Origin of the sequence: Achromobacter piechaudii NBRC 102461, assembly GCF_001571245.1 — a bacterium.
GTDB lineage: Bacteria > Pseudomonadota > Gammaproteobacteria > Burkholderiales > Burkholderiaceae_B > Achromobacter > Achromobacter piechaudii.
The window spans coordinates 91,606-113,388 of record NZ_BCTK01000014.1; the positions used below are offsets into that span (position 1 = coordinate 91,606).

The 21,783-nt window shown below is 62.6% G+C and carries 22 protein-coding genes; 18 read left to right on the plus strand and 4 right to left on the minus strand.

Annotated elements, in window-relative coordinates; all coding sequences use genetic code 11:
* Positions 1 to 116 precede the first annotated feature (116 nt).
* The 3 genes from API01S_RS25135 (at position 117) to API01S_RS25145 (ending at position 3,706) form a co-directional block, all read left to right on the plus strand.
* Positions 117 to 1,220, plus strand: a complete 1,104-nt coding sequence (locus tag API01S_RS25135; protein WP_050728416.1) for a glycosyltransferase family 4 protein — start codon at positions 117 to 119, stop codon at positions 1,218 to 1,220.
* A gap of 160 nt (positions 1,221 to 1,380) precedes the next feature.
* Positions 1,381 to 2,418, plus strand: a complete 1,038-nt coding sequence (waaC, locus tag API01S_RS25140; protein ID WP_061306447.1) for a lipopolysaccharide heptosyltransferase I — start codon at positions 1,381 to 1,383, stop codon at positions 2,416 to 2,418.
* A gap of 1 nt (position 2,419) precedes the next feature.
* Positions 2,420 to 3,706 carry a 3-deoxy-D-manno-octulosonic acid transferase gene (locus tag API01S_RS25145; RefSeq protein ID WP_061306448.1) on the plus strand — a complete coding sequence of 429 codons (1,287 nt, stop codon included), beginning with the start codon at positions 2,420 to 2,422 and terminating at the stop codon, positions 3,704 to 3,706.
* An 11-nt stretch (positions 3,707 to 3,717) separates the two neighbouring features.
* Here API01S_RS25145 and API01S_RS29390 read toward each other — a convergent pair whose 3' ends face one another.
* The 3 genes from API01S_RS29390 to API01S_RS25155 are packed head-to-tail and all read right to left on the minus strand — an operon-like array spanning position 3,718 to position 5,549.
* Positions 3,718 to 3,882, minus strand: coding sequence for a hypothetical protein (locus tag API01S_RS29390; protein WP_006216445.1), 165 nt, complete (start codon positions 3,880 to 3,882; stop codon positions 3,718 to 3,720).
* Between the two features lie 12 nt (positions 3,883 to 3,894).
* Positions 3,895 to 4,701, minus strand: a complete 807-nt coding sequence (locus tag API01S_RS25150; protein ID WP_050728419.1) for a type III pantothenate kinase — start codon at positions 4,699 to 4,701, stop codon at positions 3,895 to 3,897.
* Entirely contained in the window at positions 4,698 to 5,549 is an 852-nt protein-coding gene (locus API01S_RS25155) for a biotin--[acetyl-CoA-carboxylase] ligase (protein WP_061306449.1), read from the minus strand. Before API01S_RS25155 ends, API01S_RS25150 begins: the two co-directional genes overlap by 4 nt.
* Before the next feature lie 95 nt (positions 5,550 to 5,644).
* Here API01S_RS25155 and API01S_RS25160 point away from each other — a divergent pair, with 95 nt between their 5' ends.
* The 10 genes from API01S_RS25160 (at position 5,645) to API01S_RS25205 (ending at position 14,126) form a co-directional block, all read left to right on the plus strand.
* A complete protein-coding gene (locus API01S_RS25160) occupies positions 5,645 to 6,775 on the plus strand; it encodes an MlaE family ABC transporter permease (RefSeq protein ID WP_061306450.1) in 1,131 nt (376 codons plus the stop codon).
* A complete protein-coding gene (locus tag API01S_RS25165; RefSeq protein ID WP_006216441.1) occupies positions 6,775 to 7,614 on the plus strand; it encodes an ABC transporter ATP-binding protein in 840 nt (279 codons plus the stop codon). Before API01S_RS25160 ends, API01S_RS25165 begins: the two co-directional genes overlap by 1 nt.
* Positions 7,601 to 8,557, plus strand: coding sequence for an MlaD family protein (locus tag API01S_RS25170; RefSeq protein ID WP_039882511.1), 957 nt, complete (start codon positions 7,601 to 7,603; stop codon positions 8,555 to 8,557). The genes API01S_RS25165 and API01S_RS25170 overlap by 14 nt, the downstream gene beginning before the upstream one ends.
* Positions 8,554 to 9,255 carry an ABC-type transport auxiliary lipoprotein family protein gene (locus API01S_RS25175; protein WP_061306451.1) on the plus strand — a complete coding sequence of 234 codons (702 nt, stop codon included), beginning with the start codon at positions 8,554 to 8,556 and terminating at the stop codon, positions 9,253 to 9,255. Before API01S_RS25170 ends, API01S_RS25175 begins: the two co-directional genes overlap by 4 nt.
* A gap of 33 nt (positions 9,256 to 9,288) precedes the next feature.
* A complete protein-coding gene (locus tag API01S_RS25180) occupies positions 9,289 to 9,945 on the plus strand; it encodes an alpha/beta hydrolase (RefSeq protein WP_050728422.1) in 657 nt (218 codons plus the stop codon).
* A 151-nt stretch (positions 9,946 to 10,096) separates the two neighbouring features.
* Positions 10,097 to 11,359: a D-alanyl-D-alanine carboxypeptidase family protein gene (locus tag API01S_RS25185; RefSeq protein ID WP_085947625.1), complete on the plus strand. Its 1,263-nt coding sequence runs from the start codon at positions 10,097 to 10,099 to the stop codon at positions 11,357 to 11,359.
* 132 nt (positions 11,360 to 11,491) lie between these two features.
* Positions 11,492 to 12,358: a D-amino acid aminotransferase gene (locus API01S_RS25190; protein ID WP_061306452.1), complete on the plus strand. Its 867-nt coding sequence runs from the start codon at positions 11,492 to 11,494 to the stop codon at positions 12,356 to 12,358.
* A gap of 116 nt (positions 12,359 to 12,474) precedes the next feature.
* Positions 12,475 to 12,747 (plus strand): YbeD family protein, encoded by a 273-nt coding sequence (locus tag API01S_RS25195; protein WP_050728424.1) that lies wholly within the window; start codon positions 12,475 to 12,477, stop codon positions 12,745 to 12,747.
* Between the two features lie 12 nt (positions 12,748 to 12,759).
* Complete coding sequence (gene lipB, locus API01S_RS25200; protein WP_050728425.1) at positions 12,760 to 13,410, plus strand: lipoyl(octanoyl) transferase LipB; 651 nt, start codon at positions 12,760 to 12,762, stop codon at positions 13,408 to 13,410.
* Complete coding sequence (locus API01S_RS25205; RefSeq protein WP_050728426.1) at positions 13,407 to 14,126, plus strand: tetratricopeptide repeat protein; 720 nt, start codon at positions 13,407 to 13,409, stop codon at positions 14,124 to 14,126. Before lipB ends, API01S_RS25205 begins: the two co-directional genes overlap by 4 nt.
* 35 nt (positions 14,127 to 14,161) lie before the next feature.
* Here the strand turns inward: API01S_RS25205 and API01S_RS25210 are convergent, their stop codons facing one another.
* Positions 14,162 to 14,974, minus strand: a complete 813-nt coding sequence (locus tag API01S_RS25210; protein ID WP_050728427.1) for a substrate-binding domain-containing protein — start codon at positions 14,972 to 14,974, stop codon at positions 14,162 to 14,164.
* Positions 14,975 to 15,148: 174 nt separating this feature from the next.
* On the opposite strand from API01S_RS25210, the gene lipA reads away from it, so the two are divergent.
* The 5 genes from lipA to API01S_RS25235 all read left to right on the plus strand — a co-directional run bounded on the left by lipA (position 15,149) and on the right by API01S_RS25235 (position 21,742).
* Positions 15,149 to 16,159 carry a lipoyl synthase gene (lipA, locus tag API01S_RS25215; RefSeq protein ID WP_006216431.1) on the plus strand — a complete coding sequence of 337 codons (1,011 nt, stop codon included), beginning with the start codon at positions 15,149 to 15,151 and terminating at the stop codon, positions 16,157 to 16,159.
* A 377-nt stretch (positions 16,160 to 16,536) separates the two neighbouring features.
* Positions 16,537 to 17,973 (plus strand): UbiA family prenyltransferase, encoded by a 1,437-nt coding sequence (locus tag API01S_RS25220; RefSeq protein ID WP_082305979.1) that lies wholly within the window; start codon positions 16,537 to 16,539, stop codon positions 17,971 to 17,973.
* Positions 17,967 to 19,259 (plus strand): FAD-binding oxidoreductase, encoded by a 1,293-nt coding sequence (locus API01S_RS25225; RefSeq protein ID WP_061306453.1) that lies wholly within the window; start codon positions 17,967 to 17,969, stop codon positions 19,257 to 19,259. Before API01S_RS25220 ends, API01S_RS25225 begins: the two co-directional genes overlap by 7 nt.
* A 2-nt stretch (positions 19,260 to 19,261) precedes the next feature.
* Positions 19,262 to 20,017 (plus strand): SDR family NAD(P)-dependent oxidoreductase, encoded by a 756-nt coding sequence (locus tag API01S_RS25230; RefSeq protein WP_050728429.1) that lies wholly within the window; start codon positions 19,262 to 19,264, stop codon positions 20,015 to 20,017.
* A 12-nt stretch (positions 20,018 to 20,029) separates the two neighbouring features.
* Entirely contained in the window at positions 20,030 to 21,742 is a 1,713-nt protein-coding gene (locus tag API01S_RS25235) for a hypothetical protein (protein WP_050728430.1), read from the plus strand.
* The last annotated feature ends 41 nt before the right edge of the window (positions 21,743 to 21,783 follow it).

Below are 21,783 nucleotides of genomic sequence, written 5' to 3' on the forward strand. Positions count from 1 at the left end.
CTTTTTATTTTGCAAGCCGCGTTTCCATTCTTTTGCAAAGCTGTCCATATTGTTTGCATGTCTTGTCTGCGTCTGACGCTACAATTCCGCGACTTCTCTTTCCGGCGCGTTTTTTTATGCTGTACGTTCTAGTAGCGTTTCTGGTTTCGCTGTTCTCGACCTTGCTGATCGTTCGCTACCGTTCCTGGCATGACGGCCTGACGGCCGACCACGATCTGGAAGGTGTGCAAAAGTATCACGCTAGGCCGGTGCCGCGCATTGGGGGGCTGTCCTTGCTGATCGCCAGTGGCGTCACTTGTGCGTTGGTGGCGGTGCGCGAGCCGGACGTTCTGCCCAATATGGTCCTGTTGCTGGCCGCTTCGATGCCCGCCTTTCTGGGCGGTTTCGCCGAGGACCTGACCAAGCAGGTACGAGTCCTGGTGCGGCTCGGAATGGCAATGCTTTCGGGCGCGCTGGCTTATTATCTGCTTGGCGCGGCCGTGACGCGTGTCGACATTATTGGAATTGATTGGCTGCTGCAGTTCGGGATTATTTCCTTGATTTTTACATCAGTGGCGATCAGTGGGGCTGCAAATGCCATAAATATTATTGACGGATATAACGGCCTCGCGGCCGTGGTGTCCGCAATGATATTGGCAGGATTTGCCTATGTTTCGTTTTATCTCGGAGACCGGTTTTTGTTGATTGTTGCCCTTAGCACCTTGGGCGGCATTATCGGATTTCTGGTTTGGAATTATCCGCACGGGCACATATTCCTGGGCGATGGCGGGGCCTACTTCCTGGGGTTCATGATCGGCGAATTGTCGGTGCTGATGCTGGCGCGCCACCCTGAAGTGTCGGCTTGGTTTCCGCTGCTGCTGTGCATTTATCCCGTGTTCGAAACACTGTTCTCCATCTACCGCAAGAAATGGCTGCGCGGTCGCTCTCCCGGCGCGCCGGACGGCGTGCACCTGCATATGCTGATCTACAAGCGCCTGGTGCGCTGGGCGATAGGCTCGCGCGAAATGCGCCATCAGACGCAGCGCAATTCCATGACATCTCCGTACCTGTGGCTGCTTTCCTCGCTGGCGGTTATTCCCGCCGTGCTCTTTTGGCAGCAGCCCTACTTGTTAATGTTTTTCACGGCGGTGTTTTCGACCACGTATGTGGTGCTTTATCGCCGCTTGGTACTGTTTCGCATGCCCAAGTGGATGATCGTAAAGAAGAAAAAACGTCTTTGACCGATACGGCGTTCGCTAACCACCATTGCCCAGAATTTCCTGCCATAGGCCGGTGAAAGGCGCATCGCGCTAACCGGCAATGTTGTTGTACAGTGCGGGCTGCGTTGAACGGCGCCTGCCAACATCGGGTTGAGGGCGGCGCCAGCTCGAATCCTTGCTCATGCCCACACGAATTCTCATCGTACGCACGTCCTCTCTGGGCGACCTCGTCCACATGCTTCCGGCAATCACCGATATTGCCCGGCATGTGCCTGACGCACAGATCGACTGGGTCGTCGAGGAAGCATTCGCGGAGATCCCGTCCTGGCACCCGGCCGTTAACGAAATCATCAAAGTCGCACATCGGCGCTGGCGCAAGTCGTGGTGGTCGGCCCAGGTGCGCATGGAGCGCCGGGCGCTCAAAGAGCGGCTGCGCTCGACCCAGTACGACATCGTCCTGGACATGCAGGCCCTGTTGAAGTCCGCGTGGCTGGTGCGCCAGGCGCGTGGCGTGCGTCACGGGCTGGATTGGCGCTCGGCGCGCGAACCCCTTGCCTCGCTGTTCTACAACGTGCGCCATCGCGTCGAATTCTGGCAGCCCGCCGTGATCCGGCAGCGCAAGTTGGCGGGCCTGACCTTTGGCTACACGCATGCCGGGCTGCCCGATTTCGGCTTGCAGAACTTCGTGCGCCAGGCGGCGCAACCGGCCGAGCCGGTCGTCGAAGTAGGTAGCGCCGGGCTTAACGCCGCCGAGCTGCCGCGCCTGCATCATCTGGATAACGATCGCGGTTACGCGGTGATCATGCCGTCGGCCAGCCGTGATGACAAACTCTGGCCCGAAGAAGATTGGCGAGCTGTGTTCCGCCGTTTGCGCGAGGCCGGATGCACGCTGAAGCTTCTGGCGGGCAACGAATCCGAGGCCGAACGCGCCAGCCTGCTGGTGGCCGGCATGGATGGGGCGGAAGTGATGCCCCGGATGGATCTGACTTCCGTAGCGCGCCTGCTTGCCGGCTCGCGCCTGATGGTGGGCCTGGACAGCGGCTTGACGCATCTGTCGGCCGCCTTGGGCCGCCCGACCATCGGTATCTATCGCGCCTCCACGCCGGTCCGCACGCCGCTAGTCGGTTCCAACTACACCGCCAGCCTGGGTGATCGGGGCGCTTCGCCATCGCGCGAGGCGGTGATGGCCTCGGTCGAACAGGCGCTGGCCGCGCACTGACATGAATCGCGGCGTCTACACGCTGGCGTTGCGGCTTTTCGCTCCGCTGCTGTGGCTTTGGATGGCGCGGCGCGCCAAACGGGCGGGTGGTCAGTGGCAGGTGTTTTCGCCCGAACGCTTCGGCCATGCGCCCAAGTCGCCGTCGCCCATTACCGATTTCGCATGGCATTCCCCGGTCTGGGTACATGCCGTCAGCCTGGGTGAAACCCGGGCCGCGCAGCCTTTGCTGCAAGCCTTGCTGGTCCGTGGCCTGCCGGTGTTGCTGACCCACATGACCGCGACCGGGCGCGCGGAAGGCCAGCGATTGTTTGCCGATGCCGTGTCGCGTGGGCAACTGCGGCAAGCCTGGCTGCCCTACGACTTCCCTGGTGCGACGCGCCGCTTCATGCGCGCGTACGAGCCGCGCTGCGGCCTGCTTATCGAACGTGAGATCTGGCCCAACCTGCTGGCCGCTGCTCGCGCTGCGGGCGTGCCGATGGCGCTGGTCAGCGCGCGGTATTCCGCCTCTTCGCTGCGTCAGGCCAAGCGCATGGGCAGCGTCATGCACGAAGCGCTGGCCGGTCTGAATAGTGTGCTGGCCCAGACGGTGGAAGATGCCGCCAGGTTGGTGCAGGCCGGCGCGCCGGTGCCCGTGGTAACGGGAAACTTGAAATTTGATCTGGTCCTGCCGGCCGCGCAGGTGCAGGCAGGGCGTGAATGGCGCGCTCGGCTGGGGCGGCCGGTCGTCGCCATCGCCAGTACCCGCGAAGGCGAGGACGCGCCGTTCATCGACGCGATCAAGCGCCACAGCGGTCAGCCGAACGCGCCGCTATTCCTGTTGATCCCGCGACACCCGCAGCGCTTTGACGAGGCTGCCCGCTTGTTGAACGATGCAGGGTTGCCATTCATGCGCCGCAGCGCGGGTGGCGAGCCCACGGCTGAAACCTCGGTGCTGCTTGGCGATAGCCTGGGCGAGATGGCTTTCTATTACGCGGCTTCCGACGTCGCCATCGTGGCGGGCAGCTTCGCGCCGCTGGGCGGCCAGAATCTGATCGAAGCCTGCGCGGCCGGCGTGCCGGTCATCGTGGGACCCCACACGTTCAATTTCAAGCAGGCGGCGGAGGATGCGATTGCGGCGGGTGCGGTGCTGCGCCAGCCCGATCCGCAGGCGGCCGTGGATGCTGCGATCGCCATGTTGGACGACGAAGCGCGGCGTCGCGAGGCCAGCAAAGCCGCGCGCCGCTGGTTCGAATTGCACGCGGGTGCTACGCAGCGGTCGATGGATGCGCTGTCGGCCTGGCTGGACTGATCAGGCCCCGATCACTGCCCCGTCCGCCGCACCAGCGTCACCGCGTCCGCATTCAATTCCTGGCTGAAGCGCCGCGTATCCCGGCCTTCGTCTTCCGGGCGCACGCCGATCCAGCCTTGGCCCAGCGCCAGTACCCATAAATTGGCCAGCAGGATCAGGATGAAGAGCACTCGCATGGCCGGCCTCGCTCAGGCGTAGGTGTCCAGGGTGGCGCGGGCGACCGCCGCCAGGCCGTCCAGGACGGGGTGGTCCAGATACACCGGTACTGGCGCGGCGCCGAATGCGCCGCCGGCGTCGGCCAGCAGGCGTTCTATTTCCTGATGCACTTCGGGCCAGCCGCCGCCCGCCGCGTAGATCTGCGGCGTTTGGCCGTAGCGTTGGCGGCCCGCCAACCATTGGCGCACGACGGCGCCTGCCTGGGCGGCGGCGATGCCCGAGGCAATGGCTTCGTGCGTGTCGACGGGGTAGGCCACGACCTGACCGTTGGCAATGGGCAGATTGGCCGTGCCATGGGCCAGAGCGTTGCGCATCATAGCCGGGCCGGGCAGGATCAGGCCGCCTGCGAAGACGTTGTCAGGCCCTACGGTGTCGATGGTGGTGGCGGTGCCGAAGCTGGCCAGCACGAAGGGGGGATGCGCGCCGGGCAGGCGCGACAGCACGCCCAGCAACGATGCCCAGCGGTCGGCGCCCAGTTGCGTGGGCACGCGGTAGCTGTTCACCAGCCCCAGCGTGGTGGCTTGGGACGGCGACCATGTCACTGTGCAACCGTGCTTTTGCAGGATCGCGGTGATGGCGGCGCCGCGCGCTTCGCCCGCTACATTCACGCCCAGCGCGCGCAGCGGACGGCGCGGCAGCGCGGCCAGCCAGCCGTCCAGTGCATCCAGGTCCAGGCCGTCGAAGGCGACTGCCGCCGGTTCGCGCGGCATGTCAGGGTTGCTGGCGTCCAGCCAACCCACCTTCAGACGGCTGTTGCCGGAGTCGATAAGAATAATCATGCTTGGCGTCGAATCGAAATTTCACCGATCGAGATCGGTGAGGCGCCCTCGGGCGTTTGCACCAGCAGGCGGCCATGTTCGTCCACGCCACAGGCAGTGCCGCTAAGTAGGATATCGCCTTTCTCCAGCACGTTCACCGGCCGGCCCGCCAGGGCGTCGACCTGATCGAAACGATGCTTGAAGGCGGCGAAACCTTCGCGTTCCAGCGTCTGGATGGCGTCATGCCAGGCGGTGGCGCTGGCGCAGACCAGGTCGGCCGCGTCTGGCTGGCGGTCGGATTCAGCCTGCACCTGGGTCCAGTCGGCCACGTCGCGGCCCAGCGCGCGGGACAGCACGTCAGCATCTCTCAAATTGATCCCCATGCCGATGACAACCGTGTAACCCGCCTCGCGGCCGCCAGGGTTGCGCGTCGTTTCGACCAGTACGCCGGCCAACTTGGCGTCATGCCACTGCACGTCGTTCGGCCATTTCATGCACAAGCCGCGCGCACGCGGCCCCGCGACGGCGCGCAAGGCCTCGCAGGCGACCACGCCCGCCAGGGGAGACAGCGCGGGCAGTTGCGCGGCGGGCAGGTGCACGTCGTAAGCGCACGAGAACATCAGCGTGGAGCCTGTCCGGTTTTGCCAGGGGCGGCCCGCACGGCCACGGCCGGCATTTTGCAGATGCGTGCCCAGCAGCCAGGGTTTGGCGGCGCCCACGCCCGAGCGCGCGCGCGCCAGCAGGTCGGCATTGGTCGACCCGGTGTCACCGGCCCAGGCGATGTCTTGGAATACGGGCAGGCGCAAGCCTAGCTCCCGGGCCAGGATTTCCGGCGCGGGCAGGTCGAGAGGTCGGACGTGTTCGGACATGGCGGCGATTGTAGGGCACGCGGCCGGCACGCGCGGCCTTTCAGGGCGCAAGCGTTTATCATTGGCGATACATTTTGCATCGGTGCCCCGCCTACATGCCGCATTCTGCTTCATCCGCGCCCGCCGCCGCGCCTTTCCGTCTGGACGGGAAAGTCTGCCATGTGGCGGGCGACTGGAGCGTCCTGGCGTTGGCCCAGGCTGGCGAAGTCGAACGCCGGCGCGCCGCCATGGCGCAGGCCGCCGAGCAGGGCATGCGGTGGGACCTGCACGGCATCAGCCGATTGGACACCATCGGCGCATTGCTGATCTGGCAGGCCTGGGGCGAAAAGCTGCCCGAGCGCGTGCGCTGGTCGGCCGGCCAGCAGGATGTGTTCAACGCGCTGGCCATGAACAAGGGCGAGGTCCAGACGGCCCCTCCCAAGCCGGAAACCTTCGGCTGGATGCGCGGCCTGGGCGGCGCAATATTGCAGGCAGCCGAGAATGGCCGCGCTCTGCTCATCATGCTGGGCCAATTGATGCTGGACCTGGGCGGCATGCTGCGCCGTCCGCGCCTGGGGCCGTGGCGCGAGATCTCGGCGCAGGTGTATCGGACCGGCGCGCAGGCGCTGGGCATTACGGCGCTGGTGGGGTTTCTGATCGGCGTGGTGCTGTCTTACTTGTCCGCGCAGCAACTGCAAATGATAGGCGCCGACCGCTTCATCGTGCGGCTGCTGGGCGTGTCGATCGTGCGCGAGCTGGGCCCGGTGCTGGCCGCCATCCTGGTGGCGGGCCGATCCGGGTCCGCGATCACCGCGCAGATCGGCGTGATGCGCGTCACGCAGGAGCTGGACGCCATGCTCGTCATGGGCATCTCGCATGGGCAGCGGCTGATTCTGCCGCGCGTGGTGGCGCTGGCGGTGACCATGCCGTTGCTGGTCTTGTGGACGGACGCCATGGCGATCCTGGGCGGCATGCTGGCCGCGCAGATGCAGCTGGGCGTGTCCGCGCAGTGGTTCCTGACGTCCTTGCCCGACGCCATCTCGCTGACCAATTACTGGATCGGCATCTTCAAGGGCGTGACCTTCGGTATCTTGATTGCGCTGATCGCCTGCCACTTCGGCTTGCGCATCCAGCCCAACACCGAAAGCCTGGGCCGGGGGACAACGACATCGGTGGTCACGTCGATCACTGGCGTGATCCTGCTGGATGCGTTGTACGCCATCATCTTCAGTTCGGTGGGCGTCTGATGAACAGCGCCACGCAGAATCGCCTGTTCACCGACGATAGCGTCACGGTGGAACCCGTCATCACGGTGCGCGGATTGCGCACGGCGTTTGGCGACCATGTGGTCCACGACAACCTTGACCTGACCGTCTTCCCCGGCGAAATCCTGGTGCTGGTGGGTGGCTCGGGCACGGGTAAGACGGTGCTGCTGCGGCAGATCATCGGCCTGGACCAGCCCGCTGCGGGCACGATCAAGGTGCTGGGCCATTCGCTGTTCGACCTGTCACCCGGCGAGCGCCGGCGCCTGTCCTACCGGTGGGGCATGCTGTTCCAGGCGGGGGCGCTGTTCTCGGCGCTGTCCGTCTTCGACAACGTGGCCTTGCCGCTGCGTGAGCTGCGCACGGTGCCCGAAGACCTGGTGCGCGACGTCGTGATGTGCCGGCTGGCCATGGTCGGGCTGACCGCCAAGGATGCCGACAAGCGGCCCTCCGACCTGTCGGGCGGCATGGTCAAGCGCGTCGCGTTGGCGCGCGCCTTGTCCCTGGATCCCGAACTGCTGTTCCTGGACGAACCCACGGCCGGCCTGGATCCGTTGCGCTCGGACGAGTTCGTGGACCTGGTGCGCAGTCTGCACCGGCAATTGGGGTTTACCGTCGTCATGGTGACGCACGATCTGGACACGCTGCTGGCGTTGGCCACGCGTGTCGCCGTGCTGGCGGACAAGCGGGTGATCGTATGTGACACGGTGCCGGAAGTCTTGAAGGTCGATCACCCGTTCATTCATACATTCTTCCTGGGCGAACGCGGTTTGCGCGCGCTTGGGGACCTGGCGCCGAAGGGGTTGCATCATGGAAAACCGTAGTCATGCGCTCATGGCCGGCATCTTCACGCTGGTCTTGTTGGCGGCCGCCGCGCTGGTGGCTGTCTGGATCGGACGAGACCGCACCAAGCTGCAACCGTACGAAATCATTTCGGCCACGGCGGTCAGCGGACTGAATCCGCAATCGGCCGTGCGCTATCAGGGCGTGCCGGTGGGCAAAGTGCAGTCCTTGGCGCTGAACCCGGACAAGCCCGGTCAGGTGCGTATCCGTATCGGCGTTGCGCCCAACACGCCCATCACCGAATCCACCTGGGCCGAACTGGGTGTGCAGGGCGTGACGGGCATCGCCAACGTGGAACTGCGCGACGACGGCTCGTCGATCAAGCGGCTGGCGTCATCGGCCGAGCACCCGGCCGCCATTCCGCTGCGTCCGGGCTTTCTCGATCGCATCGAACAGCGGGGGGGCAAGCTGCTCTCGAATGTGGAAGAAGCCACGGAACAACTGCGCCGCGTGTTGAGCGAACAGAACGTGCAGGCGCTGACCGCCAGCTTGCAGAATGCGACGGACATCACGCAGTCCCTGCGCGACGCCAGCCGCGATCTTGGCCCCACGCTGGCCAAGATTGGGCCGTTGGTGGATTCGCTGGGCAGCACGTCGCGCCAGGCGGACCGCGCCGCGCGCGAGATCGCGGATCTTGCGCAGCAGTCGCGGCAGGCGCTGGCGCGCCTGAACGCGCCTGATGGCCCCTTGTCGGTGGCTACGCGCAGCCTGAATGACATCGCGCTGGCCGCCGCCCGCCTGGATGGCGAGACCCTGCCCGCTGTCACCAACATGGCCGCCAACGTCAGCGCGGCGGCGCGCGGCGCCACCATCACCCTGCGCCGTGTGGACAGCACGCCGCAATCGTTCTTGTTCGGCCCGGCGCCCGTTGCGCCCGGACCCGGCGAAGCCGGATTTGCCGGTTTCGGGAGACAGCCCAAATGAAGATGCGTCGCGCCGTACTGATCTTGACCCTGACAATCACCAGCGCCCTGGCGGGCTGCGGCATCGGCCGCGTGGCGACGCCGCCATCGGTGTTCGACCTGGGGCTGGATGCCAAGCCCGTGCCGGCGCTGCCGGCGCGCGTGCCCATCGCGATGAGCCTGCAAGCGCCGCCCGCCCTGTCGGACACCAGCATGATCTGGCGCGTGGGCGACAGCGCCGCGCCCAGGGCGTATGCGACGTTCCGCTGGGCCTCGTCACCGTCTGAACTCGTGCGCCAGCGCCTCACCGACCGTCTGTCGCGCCAAGGGCCGGTACTGGCTGACCGCATCAATCTTCAAATGCCGCAGTTGCAACTGTCGTTGATGCAGTTCGAACAGGTGTATGCCGAAAACGGCCAGTCCAGCGAAGGCCGCCTGCTGTTGCAGGCGGTGCTGCTAAACGGCCGCGCCGTTGTGGCTCAGAAGCGCATTCAGGTGCAGACACCCGCGCCCACGCAAGACGCCGCAGGTGGCGTTGCAGCACTGCGCCAAGCCACGGACGAGGCTGCCGATCAGCTGGCGCAATGGCTGGCCGGGGTGGTGCAAGCTGCTCCCGAAGCCACGCCTCGACGCGGATTTGGCTCCATACCCGGCCCGTCATACGAACCGGCATTCGATAGTCCCGCCAAGTCTTCCGCCACCTCGCGGTCCGCCAACTGAACCGATTTCCCTCTTTGCACGTTGAGTCCTGCCATGTCCTCCGCTCGTACTGATACCCACGCCTTCACCGGGGCCGCCGGCCGCATCGATTGCGCCATCGATTGGCCTGCCGGCACGCCGCGAGGCTGGGCCCTGGTTCTGCACCCGCATCCTCTGCAAGGCGGTGCGCGCGAAAACAAGGTCGTCACGACCTTGTCGCGCGCTTGCGTGCAGCACGGGCTGGTGGCGGTGCGTCCGAACTTTCGCGGGGTCGGGCAGTCGGAAGGCGTGTTCGACAAGTCGGTGGGCGAAACGCAGGACATGCTGGCAGTCGTGGCGCAAATGCGCGAGCTGCATCCCGAGCTTGCCGAGGCGCCCTGGGTACTGGCGGGCTTCTCGTTCGGCACCGCCGTGGCCGCGCAGACCTACGCCGCGCTGGCGGACGCGGGCGATGCGGTGCTGCCGTCCGCGTTGATGTTGATGGGGCCCGCCGTGAACCGATTCCAGTCTCATGAAGTCCAGGTTCCTGACGACACGCTGATGGTCCATGGCGAAGAAGACGAAGTCGTGCCGCTGTCCGAAGCGATGGATTGGGCGCGTCCGCGTTCGATTCCCGTGGTGGTGGTGCCGGGCGCGTCGCACTTCTTTCACGGCAAGCTGCTGGTGCTGCGCCAATTGGTGCAGGCGCGTTTGAAGGTTGCGCTGGACTGATCCTGCTCGATGCAGGCCGCAGGTTGCATCAGGTTGCATGTTTTAAGTGCACAAGGAACCCCGCGTGAACCGGCCCTGTCCAATCGCCTGCCTATAATTGTCAGCCACTAGCCCCGCGCCGGCGGGCGTCTTTCCTGGACCCACGTTGCCGATGAAGAATTTGCCTTACTCCGCTCAATCCCCGACTGCCTTTACCCGCCGCCTTCTGACAGGCGCGGTGCTGTCAGCAATGCTTGCCGTATCGATGCCGGCCTGGACGCAACAGGCGCCCGCCGCTGCTCCGGCCGCCGCGGGCGCGACCGCTCCGGCGCCGACGGCCTCGGGCGCGGTGCCGGTGGGGGATGTGTCGGCCGTGCCGGCGCCCACCATCGCGGCCAAGGCCTGGATCGTGATCGACGTGAACAGCGGCCAGACCTTGGCCGCTTCCAACCCCGACATGAAGGTTGAACCGGCGTCGCTGACCAAGATCATGACGGCCTACGTCGTGTTCAACGCGCTGGAAGAAAAGCGCCTGACGCTCGAACAGACCGTGCCCGTCTCGGAACACGCATGGCGCACGGGCGGTTCGCGCATGTTCATCGAGCCGCGCAAGCCGGTTACTGTCGACGAACTGAACCAGGGCATGATCGTGCAGTCGGGCAACGACGCCTCGGTCGCACTGGCCGAAGCCGTGGGCGGCAGCGAGTCCGCGTTTGCCGCGTTGATGAATCAGGAAGCCGAGCGGCTGGGCATGAAGAACACCCACTTCATGAACGCCACGGGCCTGCCGGATCCGCAGCACGTGACCTCCACGCGCGATCTGGCCACGCTGTCCTCGCACCTGATCACCGATCACCCGGACTTCTTCCACTACTACAAGCAAAAGAGCTACACCTACAACAAGATCACGCAGCCGAACCGCAATCGTCTGTTGTGGGCGGATCCGTCGGTCGACGGCATGAAAACCGGGCACACCGATTCGGCCGGCTACTGCCTGGTCTCGACCGCCATGCGCGGCGACCGCCGCATCCTGGTGGTGGTGGTGGGCACCGACAGCGAAGCCACGCGCGCCGAAGAAAGCCTGAAGCTTCTGAACTGGAGCTTCCAGAACTTCGACACCGTGAAACTGTTCGACAAGAGCCAGCCGGGCATCGATGCGCGCGTCTGGGAAGGCACGGCTGAAAACGTCAAGCTGGGTCCGCCCAAGCCGGTGTCGATTGCAGTGCCGCGTGGCAAGGCCGGCGATCTGAAGCCGGTTGCTCAACGCACCGATCCCCTGATCGCTCCGTTGGCCAAGGGCCAGCAGGTGGGCACGCTGCAATTCACGCTGGATGGCAAGGTGCTGCGCACCGAGCCGCTGGTGGTGCAGGACGCCGTCGAACGCGCGGGCTTCTTCGGCCGCATGGTCGATACCGTCAAGCGCTGGTTCCAGTAAGCGCGGCGCGCCCCGCGCGCGTCCGCCAGGTGTAAGCTTGCAACGGGCGTTTCGTGCGCGAAACGCCCGTTTTTCATTCCACGGCGAACCGCTACGGTTCGTCCGCGACTTTTGATCCTTCAGGAGTACCCCATGATTCCGGGCGTGCCGGGCGAAAGCCAGGTGTATCTCAACGGTGAGTTCCTGCGTGTCGACGAGGCGAAAGTCTCCGTCCTGGACCGCGGTTTTATTTTTGGCGACGGCATCTACGAAGTCGTTCCCGTGTATCACGGCAAGGCGTTCCGCATGGCCGAACACCTGAACCGTCTGGATCGAAGCCTTGCCGCGCTGCGTATCACGCCGCCGATGGAACGGGCAGGCTGGGTCGACCTGATCGAACAACTGCTCGCGCGCACCAACCTCGATACCTGCATCGTGTACCTGCAAGTCACGCGCGGCGTGGCCAAGCGCGATCACCAGTTCCCGGCAACCGCCATCACGCCTACCGTGTTCGGCATGATCTCGCCCTGGTCGCCGCCGCCCGCCGCGCAGCGCACCCAGGGCCTGACCGCGATCAGCATTCCCGACGAACGCTGGCTGCACTGCGAAATCAAATCGGTGTCCCTGTTGGGCAACGTGCTGGCCAAGCAGCAGGCCGTGGACGCGAACGCCGACGAAGTGGTGCAGTTTCGTGATGGCTATCTGACCGAAGGGTCTTCGACCAATATCTGGGTGGTCTCGGGCGGCAAGCTGCTGGCGCCGCCCAAGAACAACCTGATCCTGGAAGGCATCCGCTACGGTCTGATGGGCGAGCTCGCCGACGCCGCGGGCATCCCGTTCGAGGCTCGTCGCATCTCGCAGGAAGAGGTGGAATCCGCCGACGAACTGATGCTGTCCTCGGCCACCAAGGAAGTGCTGGCGATTGTTTCCCTGGACGGCAAACCGGTGGGTTCGGGCAAGCCCGGCCCTGTTTTTGAGCAATTGCGAGCGGGTTATGATGCCCGCATCGCCGCGCTGTAAACCGTTGTTCCGGGCGGCTGCCTCAGCCGCCCGTGCTCTTTTGGCCGGCCTTGCCTGTGTGCAGTTTGCCCCCATATAAGAACATTCAGGGGCAACAACCTCTCTAGGTAACTCTCATGCATATTCCGCCCGAAGAATCGCTCATCGAATATCCCAGCGACTTTCCCATCAAGGTCATGGGCAAGCAGCATCCCGAATTTGCGCAAACGCTGACCGACGTGGTGTTGCAGTTCGATCCCGGCTTTGACGCCGCCACGGTCGAGATGCGTCCCAGCAAGGGCGGCAACTACATGGGCCTGACGTTCATCGTTCGCGCCACCTCGCGCGAACAGCTGGACAACCTGTACAAGGCCCTGCACGGCCATCCGATGGTGTCCATGGTCCTGTAAATCGGAATTGCCGTGATCAAGTGGCTCGCGCGGCCGGCGCAATACCTGCCGATCTGGCAGGACATGCAGGCGTACACGTCGCAGCGCGGCGCCGATACGCCGGACGAGATCTGGCTGTGCGAGCATGAACCGGTCTACACATTGGGGCAGGCGGGCCTGCCCCAGCATCTGCTGAACCCCGGCAACATTCCCATCGTTCATTGCGATCGCGGCGGTCAGGTGACCTATCACGGACCTGGCCAGGTCATGGCGTACGCGTTGTTCGATCTGCGCCGCGTGGATATGTACGTGAAGGAATACGTCACGCTGCTGGAGGGAGCTGTCATCGACACCCTGATCCAGCACGGCGTGGCGGGTGCCTGTCGCAAGCCCGGCGCGCCGGGTGTCTACGTGCCTGATCCCGATCTGGGCCCTGACAGCGGTGAACTCGCCAAGATCGCGGCGCTGGGCATCAAGATCCGCAACGGACGCGCCTATCACGGCGTGTCGCTGAACGTGGACATGGATCTGTCTCCATTCCTGGGCATCAATCCCTGCGGCTACGAAGGGCTGCGCACGGTCGACATGGCGGCCTGTGGCGTGCGCCGCGCGCCTACCGAGGTGGGCGAGGCGCTGGCCCATAATCTGGCGGATGCCTGGCACCGCGCAAGGAGCACCGTTTGAAGACCTACACCGCCGCCGACGTGGCCGCGACGACGCCGGAGCAACTGGCCCGGTTGCGCGAGGGGCCACCCGAGCCCTACGCCGCGTGGATCAGCGCTGCGGCCGAGCTTGGGCTGGTGGAAGCGCAGACCATTTATGGCCAGATGCTGCTGGATGGGGTGGGCGTCGCGCGTCAGCCCGAGGTCGCCCTGGCCTGGTTCAAGCGGGCGGCCAACGCCGACCATCCGATGGCCATCAACATGGTGGGCCGTTGCTATGAAAACGGCTGGGGCGTGGCGGCGGACGATACCGTCGCCGCGTATTGGTTTCGGTTGGCGGCTGATCGCGGCCTGGACTGGGGCATGTACAACTACGCGCACATGCTGCGCGCCGGTCGCGGCGGCGTTACCCAAAACAAGGCGGCGGCGCTGGCCTTGTATCAGCAGGCCGCGCAGACTGGCCATGTGAAGTCCATCGGTGTCGTAGGGCGGTTTTACGAGGCGGGCGACGTGGTCGAGCAAGATCTTGAGCGCGCGTTCGACTGCTATCAACGGTGCGCCGACGGCGGTGACTTCCGAGGCATGTTCCATCTGGGCCGCCTGCTGCTCTTGCGTGGCAGGAAGGAAGAGGCGGTGCAATGGCTGGTCCGCGTGCCCGAGACCGCCACGCCAGCGTTCCTGCTGGAAGCCAACGCCATGCTGCAAGATAGCGGCTTGCCCGCGCTCTACGAGGTGTGAGGGCAGGCGGGCATTGCCGCCCGCCGCCTGCCGCATCAGGTGCTCAGGCGCGAGTCGAAGGTGATATCCAGGGTCTGATGCTGGCCAGCCGCCAGTTCACCCTGGAGCCGATCCAGCAGCACCTGCCCCGCGCGACGGCCCAGATCGGCGGCGTCCACGCCCAGCGTCGTCAGCCCTTGCGCCCATTGCGCCGCGCTGCCGTCATCCGAGAATCCCAGTACCGCCAGGTCCTGCGGCACGTGCAGATCGCGGTTGTGCGCTTCGGATACCGCAGCGGCGGCCAGCAGGTCCGACGTGCAGAACACCGCGTCAAAGATCGTGTTCGTGGCCAGGAGCCGCAGAAATGCCATGCGCCCATCGTTCATCTGCAGCACCTCGGGCTGAACGATGTCCGCCACGCGATCCAGCCCAAGCGCAGCCGCCGCGCTGATGAAGCCCTGGCGTCGCGCGCGTTCCCAAGGGTTGTCGGCGCTGATGCAGGCCACCAGCGCGTGGCGCTTTTCCGCAAGATGGCGCGCCGCCATGCGGCCGGCTTCTTCGTTGTCGATGACGACGGCAGTGTCCAGCGGGTGCGCCGAGGCGTTCCACGTTTCCACCACGGGTATTTCCAGCGCGGCCACGCCGGCGCGCAGAATGGGGTCGTCCAAGGGGCCGATCACCAGCGCGGCGGCGGGATGCAACGCCGCCAACTGCGGCAGCGTCGCGGGATCGTGCCAGGGACCCGCGGCCAGGAAGTAGCCCTCGGGAGCCAGGCGCTCGGCGCAGGCCTGGATGGCCCGGCTGGCGGGTCCGGTGTCCAGACGGGGGGCGATCAGGGCGACGAGGCGAGGCGAAGAAGAGTGCGACATGGGCGGCAAGGCGAGAGAAATTCGACGGATTTGCAGGCAAGACGATAACCCGGCAGGCGCCTCGCACGATTCGGGGGCGGCGCGCGCTGTCGGGCGCACTCGGGCGGCGAAGGGTAAAATGCCTTTTTTTGTCTCAGGCCGGGCCGCCACTCGCGCCGGTTTTGAAGGTGCCCAATGTCTACGCTTGCCGAGTCTCCCGTCCCCTCGAACGAATCCGCCGCTGCGTCCGCGCCTGAGCAAGCGGTTTACGATCCGACGCAAAAGCAGAAGTCGCAGGCCAAGACGGCGCGCATTCCCATCAAGATCGTTCCCGCCGAACGCCTGAAAAAGCCCGAGTGGATCCGCGTGAAGGCCGCCGCGCCCGGTTCGCGCTTCTACGACATCAAACGCATCCTGCGCGAACACAATCTGCACACCGTCTGTGAAGAGGCGTCCTGCCCGAACATCGGCGAATGCTTCGGCAAGGGCACTGCCACGTTCATGATCATGGGCGACAAGTGCACGCGCCGCTGCCCGTTCTGTGATGTGGGCCATGGCCGCCCCGACCCGCTGGACACCAAAGAACCCGAGAACCTCGCGCGCACCATCGCCGCGCTGAAGCTGTCGTACGTGGTCATCACCTCGGTGGACCGCGACGACCTGCGCGACGGCGGCGCCGGCCATTTCGTGGACTGCATCACGCACATCCGCGAACTGTCGCCCACCACCCGTATCGAAGTCCTGGTGCCCGACTTCCGCGGCCGCCTGGATCGCGCGCTGACCATCCTGAACGCCGGCCCGCCGGACGTCATGAACCACAACCTGGAAACCGTGCCGCGTTTGTACAAGCAGGCGCGCCCGGGTTCGGACTACATGCACTCGCTGAAGCTGCTGGCGGAATTCAAGAAGCTGCACCCCGAAGTGCCCACCAAGTCAGGGCTGATGTTGGGGCTGGGCGAGACCGACGAAGAAATTCTGCAAGTGATGCGCGACATGCGCGAACACAACGTGGATATGCTGACCATCGGCCAGTATTTGCAGCCGTCGGAACATCACCTGCCGGTGCTGCGCTACGTGCATCCCGATACGTTCGCGATGTTTGAACGTGAGGCCTATGCGATGGGGTTCTCGCATGCGGCGGTGGGAGCGATGGTGCGGTCTTCTTATCATGCAGACGAGCAGGCGCATGCGGCTGGGGTGAATTAAAGCGGTAGCGTACTGAATCACGAAAAGGGGCTGCATTGGCAGCCCCTTTTCGTGAGTTGACGCCACCTTGGACCGCTTGGACGTGGCGTCTGGATGTTAGGTAGCTACTGGTTAAATAGGGTTTTCCCAGTTGCGTTTTAGGTGCGTTTCGGCCTGAATGCAGGCTTTGGCGTTAACATGCAAGGCCTTTTGGCGGGGCAGACGAATCCATCCCGCCACGCCGGTCAGCCGTTTCATCCTTGATGCTTCCCAGGCGTACTAAGAAGCGGTCCTGTTTTATATCCAAAGTTCAAGTTTTTTAGCAAAGTACTGATAATGTGGCGCGGCTTATTTGCCTATCCATATGGTTTTTAATGGACTGTGTGTAGGAGTTATTTTTGAGCTTTTCCCCGCCGCTGATAATCGATCTGGATGGCACCCTGATCAAGACCGATATGCTGCATGAGTCGGCATTGCGTACTCTGCGCGATAGGCCTGGTAGCGTATTGTGCGTGCCTAAATGGTTAGCGCAGGGCAAGGCCGTTCTCAAACAGCGTTTGGCAAGCTCGTTGGTATTTGATCCAGAGTCGCTGCCTTATAACGAAGAACTTTTGTGTTGGTTAAAGCAACAGAAAAAAGAAGGGCGGATTTTAATTCTGTGCACTGCGTCGGATCGTTCAATTGCCGAAACGATCGGCGCACACCTGGGCATTTTCGACGAGGTGATGGCCAGCGATGGGCAGATCAATCTTTCGGGCTTGCATAAAGCAGATTCGCTAGAGTCGCGGTTTGGCCGTGGTGGATTCGATTATGCAGGAAATTCATCTGTTGATCTGGCAGTTTGGCGTAAGGCACGTCGGGCCATTGTGGTCAATGCGAAGGCCGACCTGCCCGCCAAGGCTGCGGAATGCTGCGAAGTCGAAACGGTGTTTCCTCCCGTAAAGCACGGCGTGCGGGTATGGCGCCGAGTGCTACGCATGCATCAATGGATGAAGAACGTGCTGTTGTTCGTCCCCTTCATCGCCGGGCATCAACTGAGTGATATGGACACTTGGTTGTCCTTGATCGTTGCTTTTATTTCGTTCAGTCTGTGCGCGTCGGCAGTCTATATTGCTAACGATCTGTTCGACTTGGAGAGTGACCGCCAGCATACGCGCAAGCGCACCCGCCCTTTTGCGAGTGGCGCGGTCCCGATCTGGCGCGGCGTATTGCTGGCACCGTTGCTGTTGGTGGCGAGCTACCTGCTTGCTTTCTTCGTGGGCGGGGCGTTTATCCCCTGGTTGACGGCCTATTTCCTGTTGACCTGCGCATATTCATGGGGTCTGAAGCGGCTCATGCTCGTGGATTGCCTTGTGTTGGCGATCTTATACACCCTTCGGATTATCGCCGGCGCTGCCGCAGCGGGGTTGATTCTATCCTTCTGGTTGCTTGCTTTTTCCGTCTTCCTCTTCTTGTCGCTTGCCTTCGTGAAGCGGTATGCAGAGCTGGAGGTTCAGATTCTTAGCGGAAAGAAAAAGGTGCATGGACGCGGTTATTACACGTCTGATGCTCCTTTGATCCAGACTTTGGGTATTACCGCCGGGTATGCGTCGGTACTGGTGTTGGCATTGTATTTGAACAGTGCCCAAGTGCTGACCCTCTATCAGATGCCCGAGATAGTATGGGGAGCCGTCCCTGTCATGCTCTTTTGGGTTAGCTGGATGTGGATGCAGGCGCACCGAGGAAATATGCACGACGATCCGCTGGTATTCGCGGTGAAGGACAAAGCAAGCCTGTGCGCTGGCGTGGTCTTTGTCGCGGTATTGACGCTGGGTACGGTGATGCAGCCATGGTAACGGTTTCGTCCTGGGGGCGTCTGGAAAGGCGCCCCCACGTCGTCTACGACTTGTCCGATCGCTCGCGTATCGCGCAGCAATTGAGACGATCTACGCCGGGTATCGCATTCGGCATGGGTCGTAGCTATGGTGACGCCTGCCTCAATCCCGAAGGCGCCTTATGGCAAATGTCGGGCCTGGACCGATTCCTATCCTTTGATGAATCTACAGGTCGTGTTTATTGCGAGGCGGGGGTGCTGCTGCGAGATATTCAGCAACTGGCGGTGCCGCGAGGTTGGATGTTACCCGTCACTCCTGGTACGCAGATCGTTACCGTAGGGGGTGCGATTGCGAATGAAGTCCATGGCAAGAACCATCACGTTTTGGGAACGTTTGGCCACCACGTCGTTCGCCTGGTCCTCCAGCGCACAGATGGCGAGCGCATAGAGTGTTCGCCTCAGACCAACGAGGATTGGTTCGCCGCGACGATAGGTGGATTGGGCTTGACGGGGGTGATTCTGGCTGCAGAGCTACAGTTGCGGCGCGTGGCTGGCCCTTGGCTAGTCACCGAGACGCGGGCTTACCACACGCTCGACGAGTTTTTTGTCTTGGCGGATGGTGCCGAGCATGATTGGGAATACACCGTCGCGTGGATCGACTGCCAATCCAAAGAGGGGAAAGGGCTATTCATGCGCGGCAATCATATCGATGGGGGGGTACGTCCCGATCCGGCAGTCCGAGCGAGAAAAATGCCGTTCACGCCGCCGATTTCACTTGTCAATCGATTATCGCTACGGCCGTTCAATTGGGCATACTTCATTTTGAAGAAGAATGCCGGAAGAGAAGTCGTGCATTACGCACCGTTCTTTTATCCCCTGGATAATTTGCTTGAATGGAACCGCATGTACGGCCCCACCGGATTTTATCAGTATCAGAGTGTCGTGCCGCGATCATTGGGGTGTGATGCGATCGGTGCCATGCTGCGTGAGATCTCGCGCTCCGGAGAAGGCTCATTCCTGGCGGTATTGAAAACGTTCGGTAGCCAGCCATCTGTGGGTATGTTGGGTTTTCCGCAGCCTGGGGTTACGTTGGCATTGGATTTTCAGAATAAAGGCCCGGCAACGCATCGTCTTTTCTCCCGCCTGGATTCGATTGTGGCGGAGGCAGGCGGGCGAATTTATCCGGCGAAGGACGCGCGCATGCCGAGGGCGCTGTTTGAAGCGGGGTATCCCGCATTAACCAAATTTCTGTCCTACCGTGATCCGGGAGTGAGTTCCGCGCTCTCACGACGGCTGATGGGGAACTAATAGTGTCGATCAAGAAGAAACGTATTGTCATCGTGGGCGCTACCTCGTCAATTGCCGAGCATTGTGCGCGGGCATGGGTCACGAATGCGGATGTAGACCTAACGCTGATTGGCCGTGATCAAGAAAAACTCGATGGGGTCGCTGCTGATCTGCGGGTTCGAAGCCCCCGATCAGATGTGCGTACGGTAATTGGCGATTTCGTCAATCCGACGAGGATTGAGGAGCAGGTCGACGCCATCCAGGCCGAAGGGACGGTCGATCTCGTACTGATCGCGCACGGAAATTTGCCGGATCAAGCTGCATGCCAGACGACGCTCAGTGTTTGCGAGCAGGCTCTTCATGTCAACGCGGTTTCTCCAGTGATGTATGCCGAAGCATTTGTGCGTGGCATGGAGCAGGTAGATCACGGTACCTTGGCTGTGATTGGCTCGGTAGCAGGTGATCGGGGTCGCAAGTCGAATTATGTCTATGGAGCAGCGAAAGGCCTTGTTGAACGTTATGCGCAAGGATTGCAGCACCGATTAGCCAAAACGCGAGTCAAGGTCGTCTTGATCAAGCCTGGTCCAACGCAAACGCCGATGACCGTTGCGATGGGTGCCGCCTATGCTCGCATGGCTCGGGTCGAAGATGTGGCCGGTACTATCGTCGCAGGAATCGCTGCAGGGAAGCCTGTCGTCTATGCACCGGGAAAGTGGGCTGTAATCATGCTGGTGATCCGTAACCTGCCCCGTTTCGTCTTCAACAAGATGGATATTTGATTCCCGACCGCCATGTGGAAGCTCCAGCGTTTGAATATTCTGGCAGGCCTGTTCGCGCTCGTCATGACCGTACTGGCCGTTATTGGGGCGATCCGCATGTATTCGCCCATTCCTCATTGGGATATGTGGGATGGCACGCTGCAATTCTATCTAGACACCCAGGACGGCATTGCGTCTGCTTGGTGGCGCCAGCACAACGAGCACCGAGTATTGCTATCCAGGGTGCTCTTCTGGCTGGATTATAGGTATTTCGGCGGAGTCAGCGTCTTTCTGATCATCATGAACTACGTGATCGTCGCGGCGGCGATCTGGGTGTTCTGGATCGTGTTGCGCAATACTGACAGTGGCGGTCGCAGCGCGGTTTCCAGGAAGGCGCTGGCGCTATTTATCGCCGGGGCACTGTTCTTCTGGTCTCAAGACAACAATCTGGCATGGGGATTTCAGAGCCAGTTCTTTCTCGCCCAACTGCTGCCGATGTGCGGGCTGGTATGGCTTGGCCGTTCGGTTCAGCGCGAGGACAGCGCAGCTGACTTTGCATTGGCCTGTCTGTTTGGCGTGCTGGCGACGGGTACGATGGCCAACGGGGTATTGGCCCTGCCCCTTATGGTCATATGTGCGGTGGTGCTTCGCCTGAGTCCGCTGCGTATAGTCGTATTGGCGGTGCTTGCAGCGCTATGCCTAACGGCTTATTTCGCCACCTACGTGCCACCGCCTTTCCATGGCCACCTTTCGGATGCCCTGCGAGATCAGCCGTTCAGGCTCATCGTCTATACGATGATGTACCTCGGCAGCCCGTTTTACTTCATGGTAGGCAAGGGGGTGATTGGAATGGGTGTGGCCGCAGCCGCCGGGTGTTTGCTGACTCTGGGCTCGGCATGGCTTTCGCTATGCCTCGTGCGTAGTGCCAGGCAGGCATCCATATCCATCGCGCTGCTGTTCTTCATCCTCTATATCGGTGGCTCAGCCTTCGGCACCGCTAGTGGACGACTTATTTTTGGAATGGAATCAGCGATCTCCTCCCGCTATACGACCCCGGCGCTGATGGCCTGGCTGGCGTTCACGGTCGTTCTCTACCTGAACAGTGGAGTGTCCCGCAGCGCTCGAAGCGCGAAATCCGCGGTCTTGGTTTTCGCTGTGGCCGCTGTTTTGATGTTGGGCTACCAAGTGCGTGCAGCAAGAGGCGACGCCGATATGCTGCAGAACCGGGAGATCGCGGCCTTGGCGTTGGAGTTGGGAATTAAAGACCAGGAATACATTGGTTTGGTTTATCCCAAGATGGAAGAGCCGCTCTCAATGGCGAGGGCAGCGCAGGCAAGGGAGTTGTCAGTGTTCGGAAGGTTCCCCTATCGAGGTTTAAAGGCCGATCTGGGGGCTGAGGTTGCGTCGGAAGCCCTGCCTGCATGCGTGGGCCATCTGGAAAAGGCTACTCTCCTCCTCGAAGATACGGGATATTGGAGAGTTTCTGGATGGATGTACAACGATCGGGCTGGTGCCTCTCCGAAGTTGGTGAAGATCGTGGAAAACAACTCTATTGTTGGCTATGCGTTGACGGGGCACTCTCGCGCAGGTCTAGCTTCCTCATTATCGAAATCCGCCGTCAAGGCTGGCTTTGTCGGTTATATGAAGCGCGATGGCAAGGACGTTTCGATTAGTGCAGTAGGTGTAGATGTGCCATGCCAGCTGGATCTGGGAAAGATCTCACCTGCCATAATTGGCGTTAAGTAATCATCAGTCCAAAAGATGGGCGCGAGGTTTGGCAATTGGTT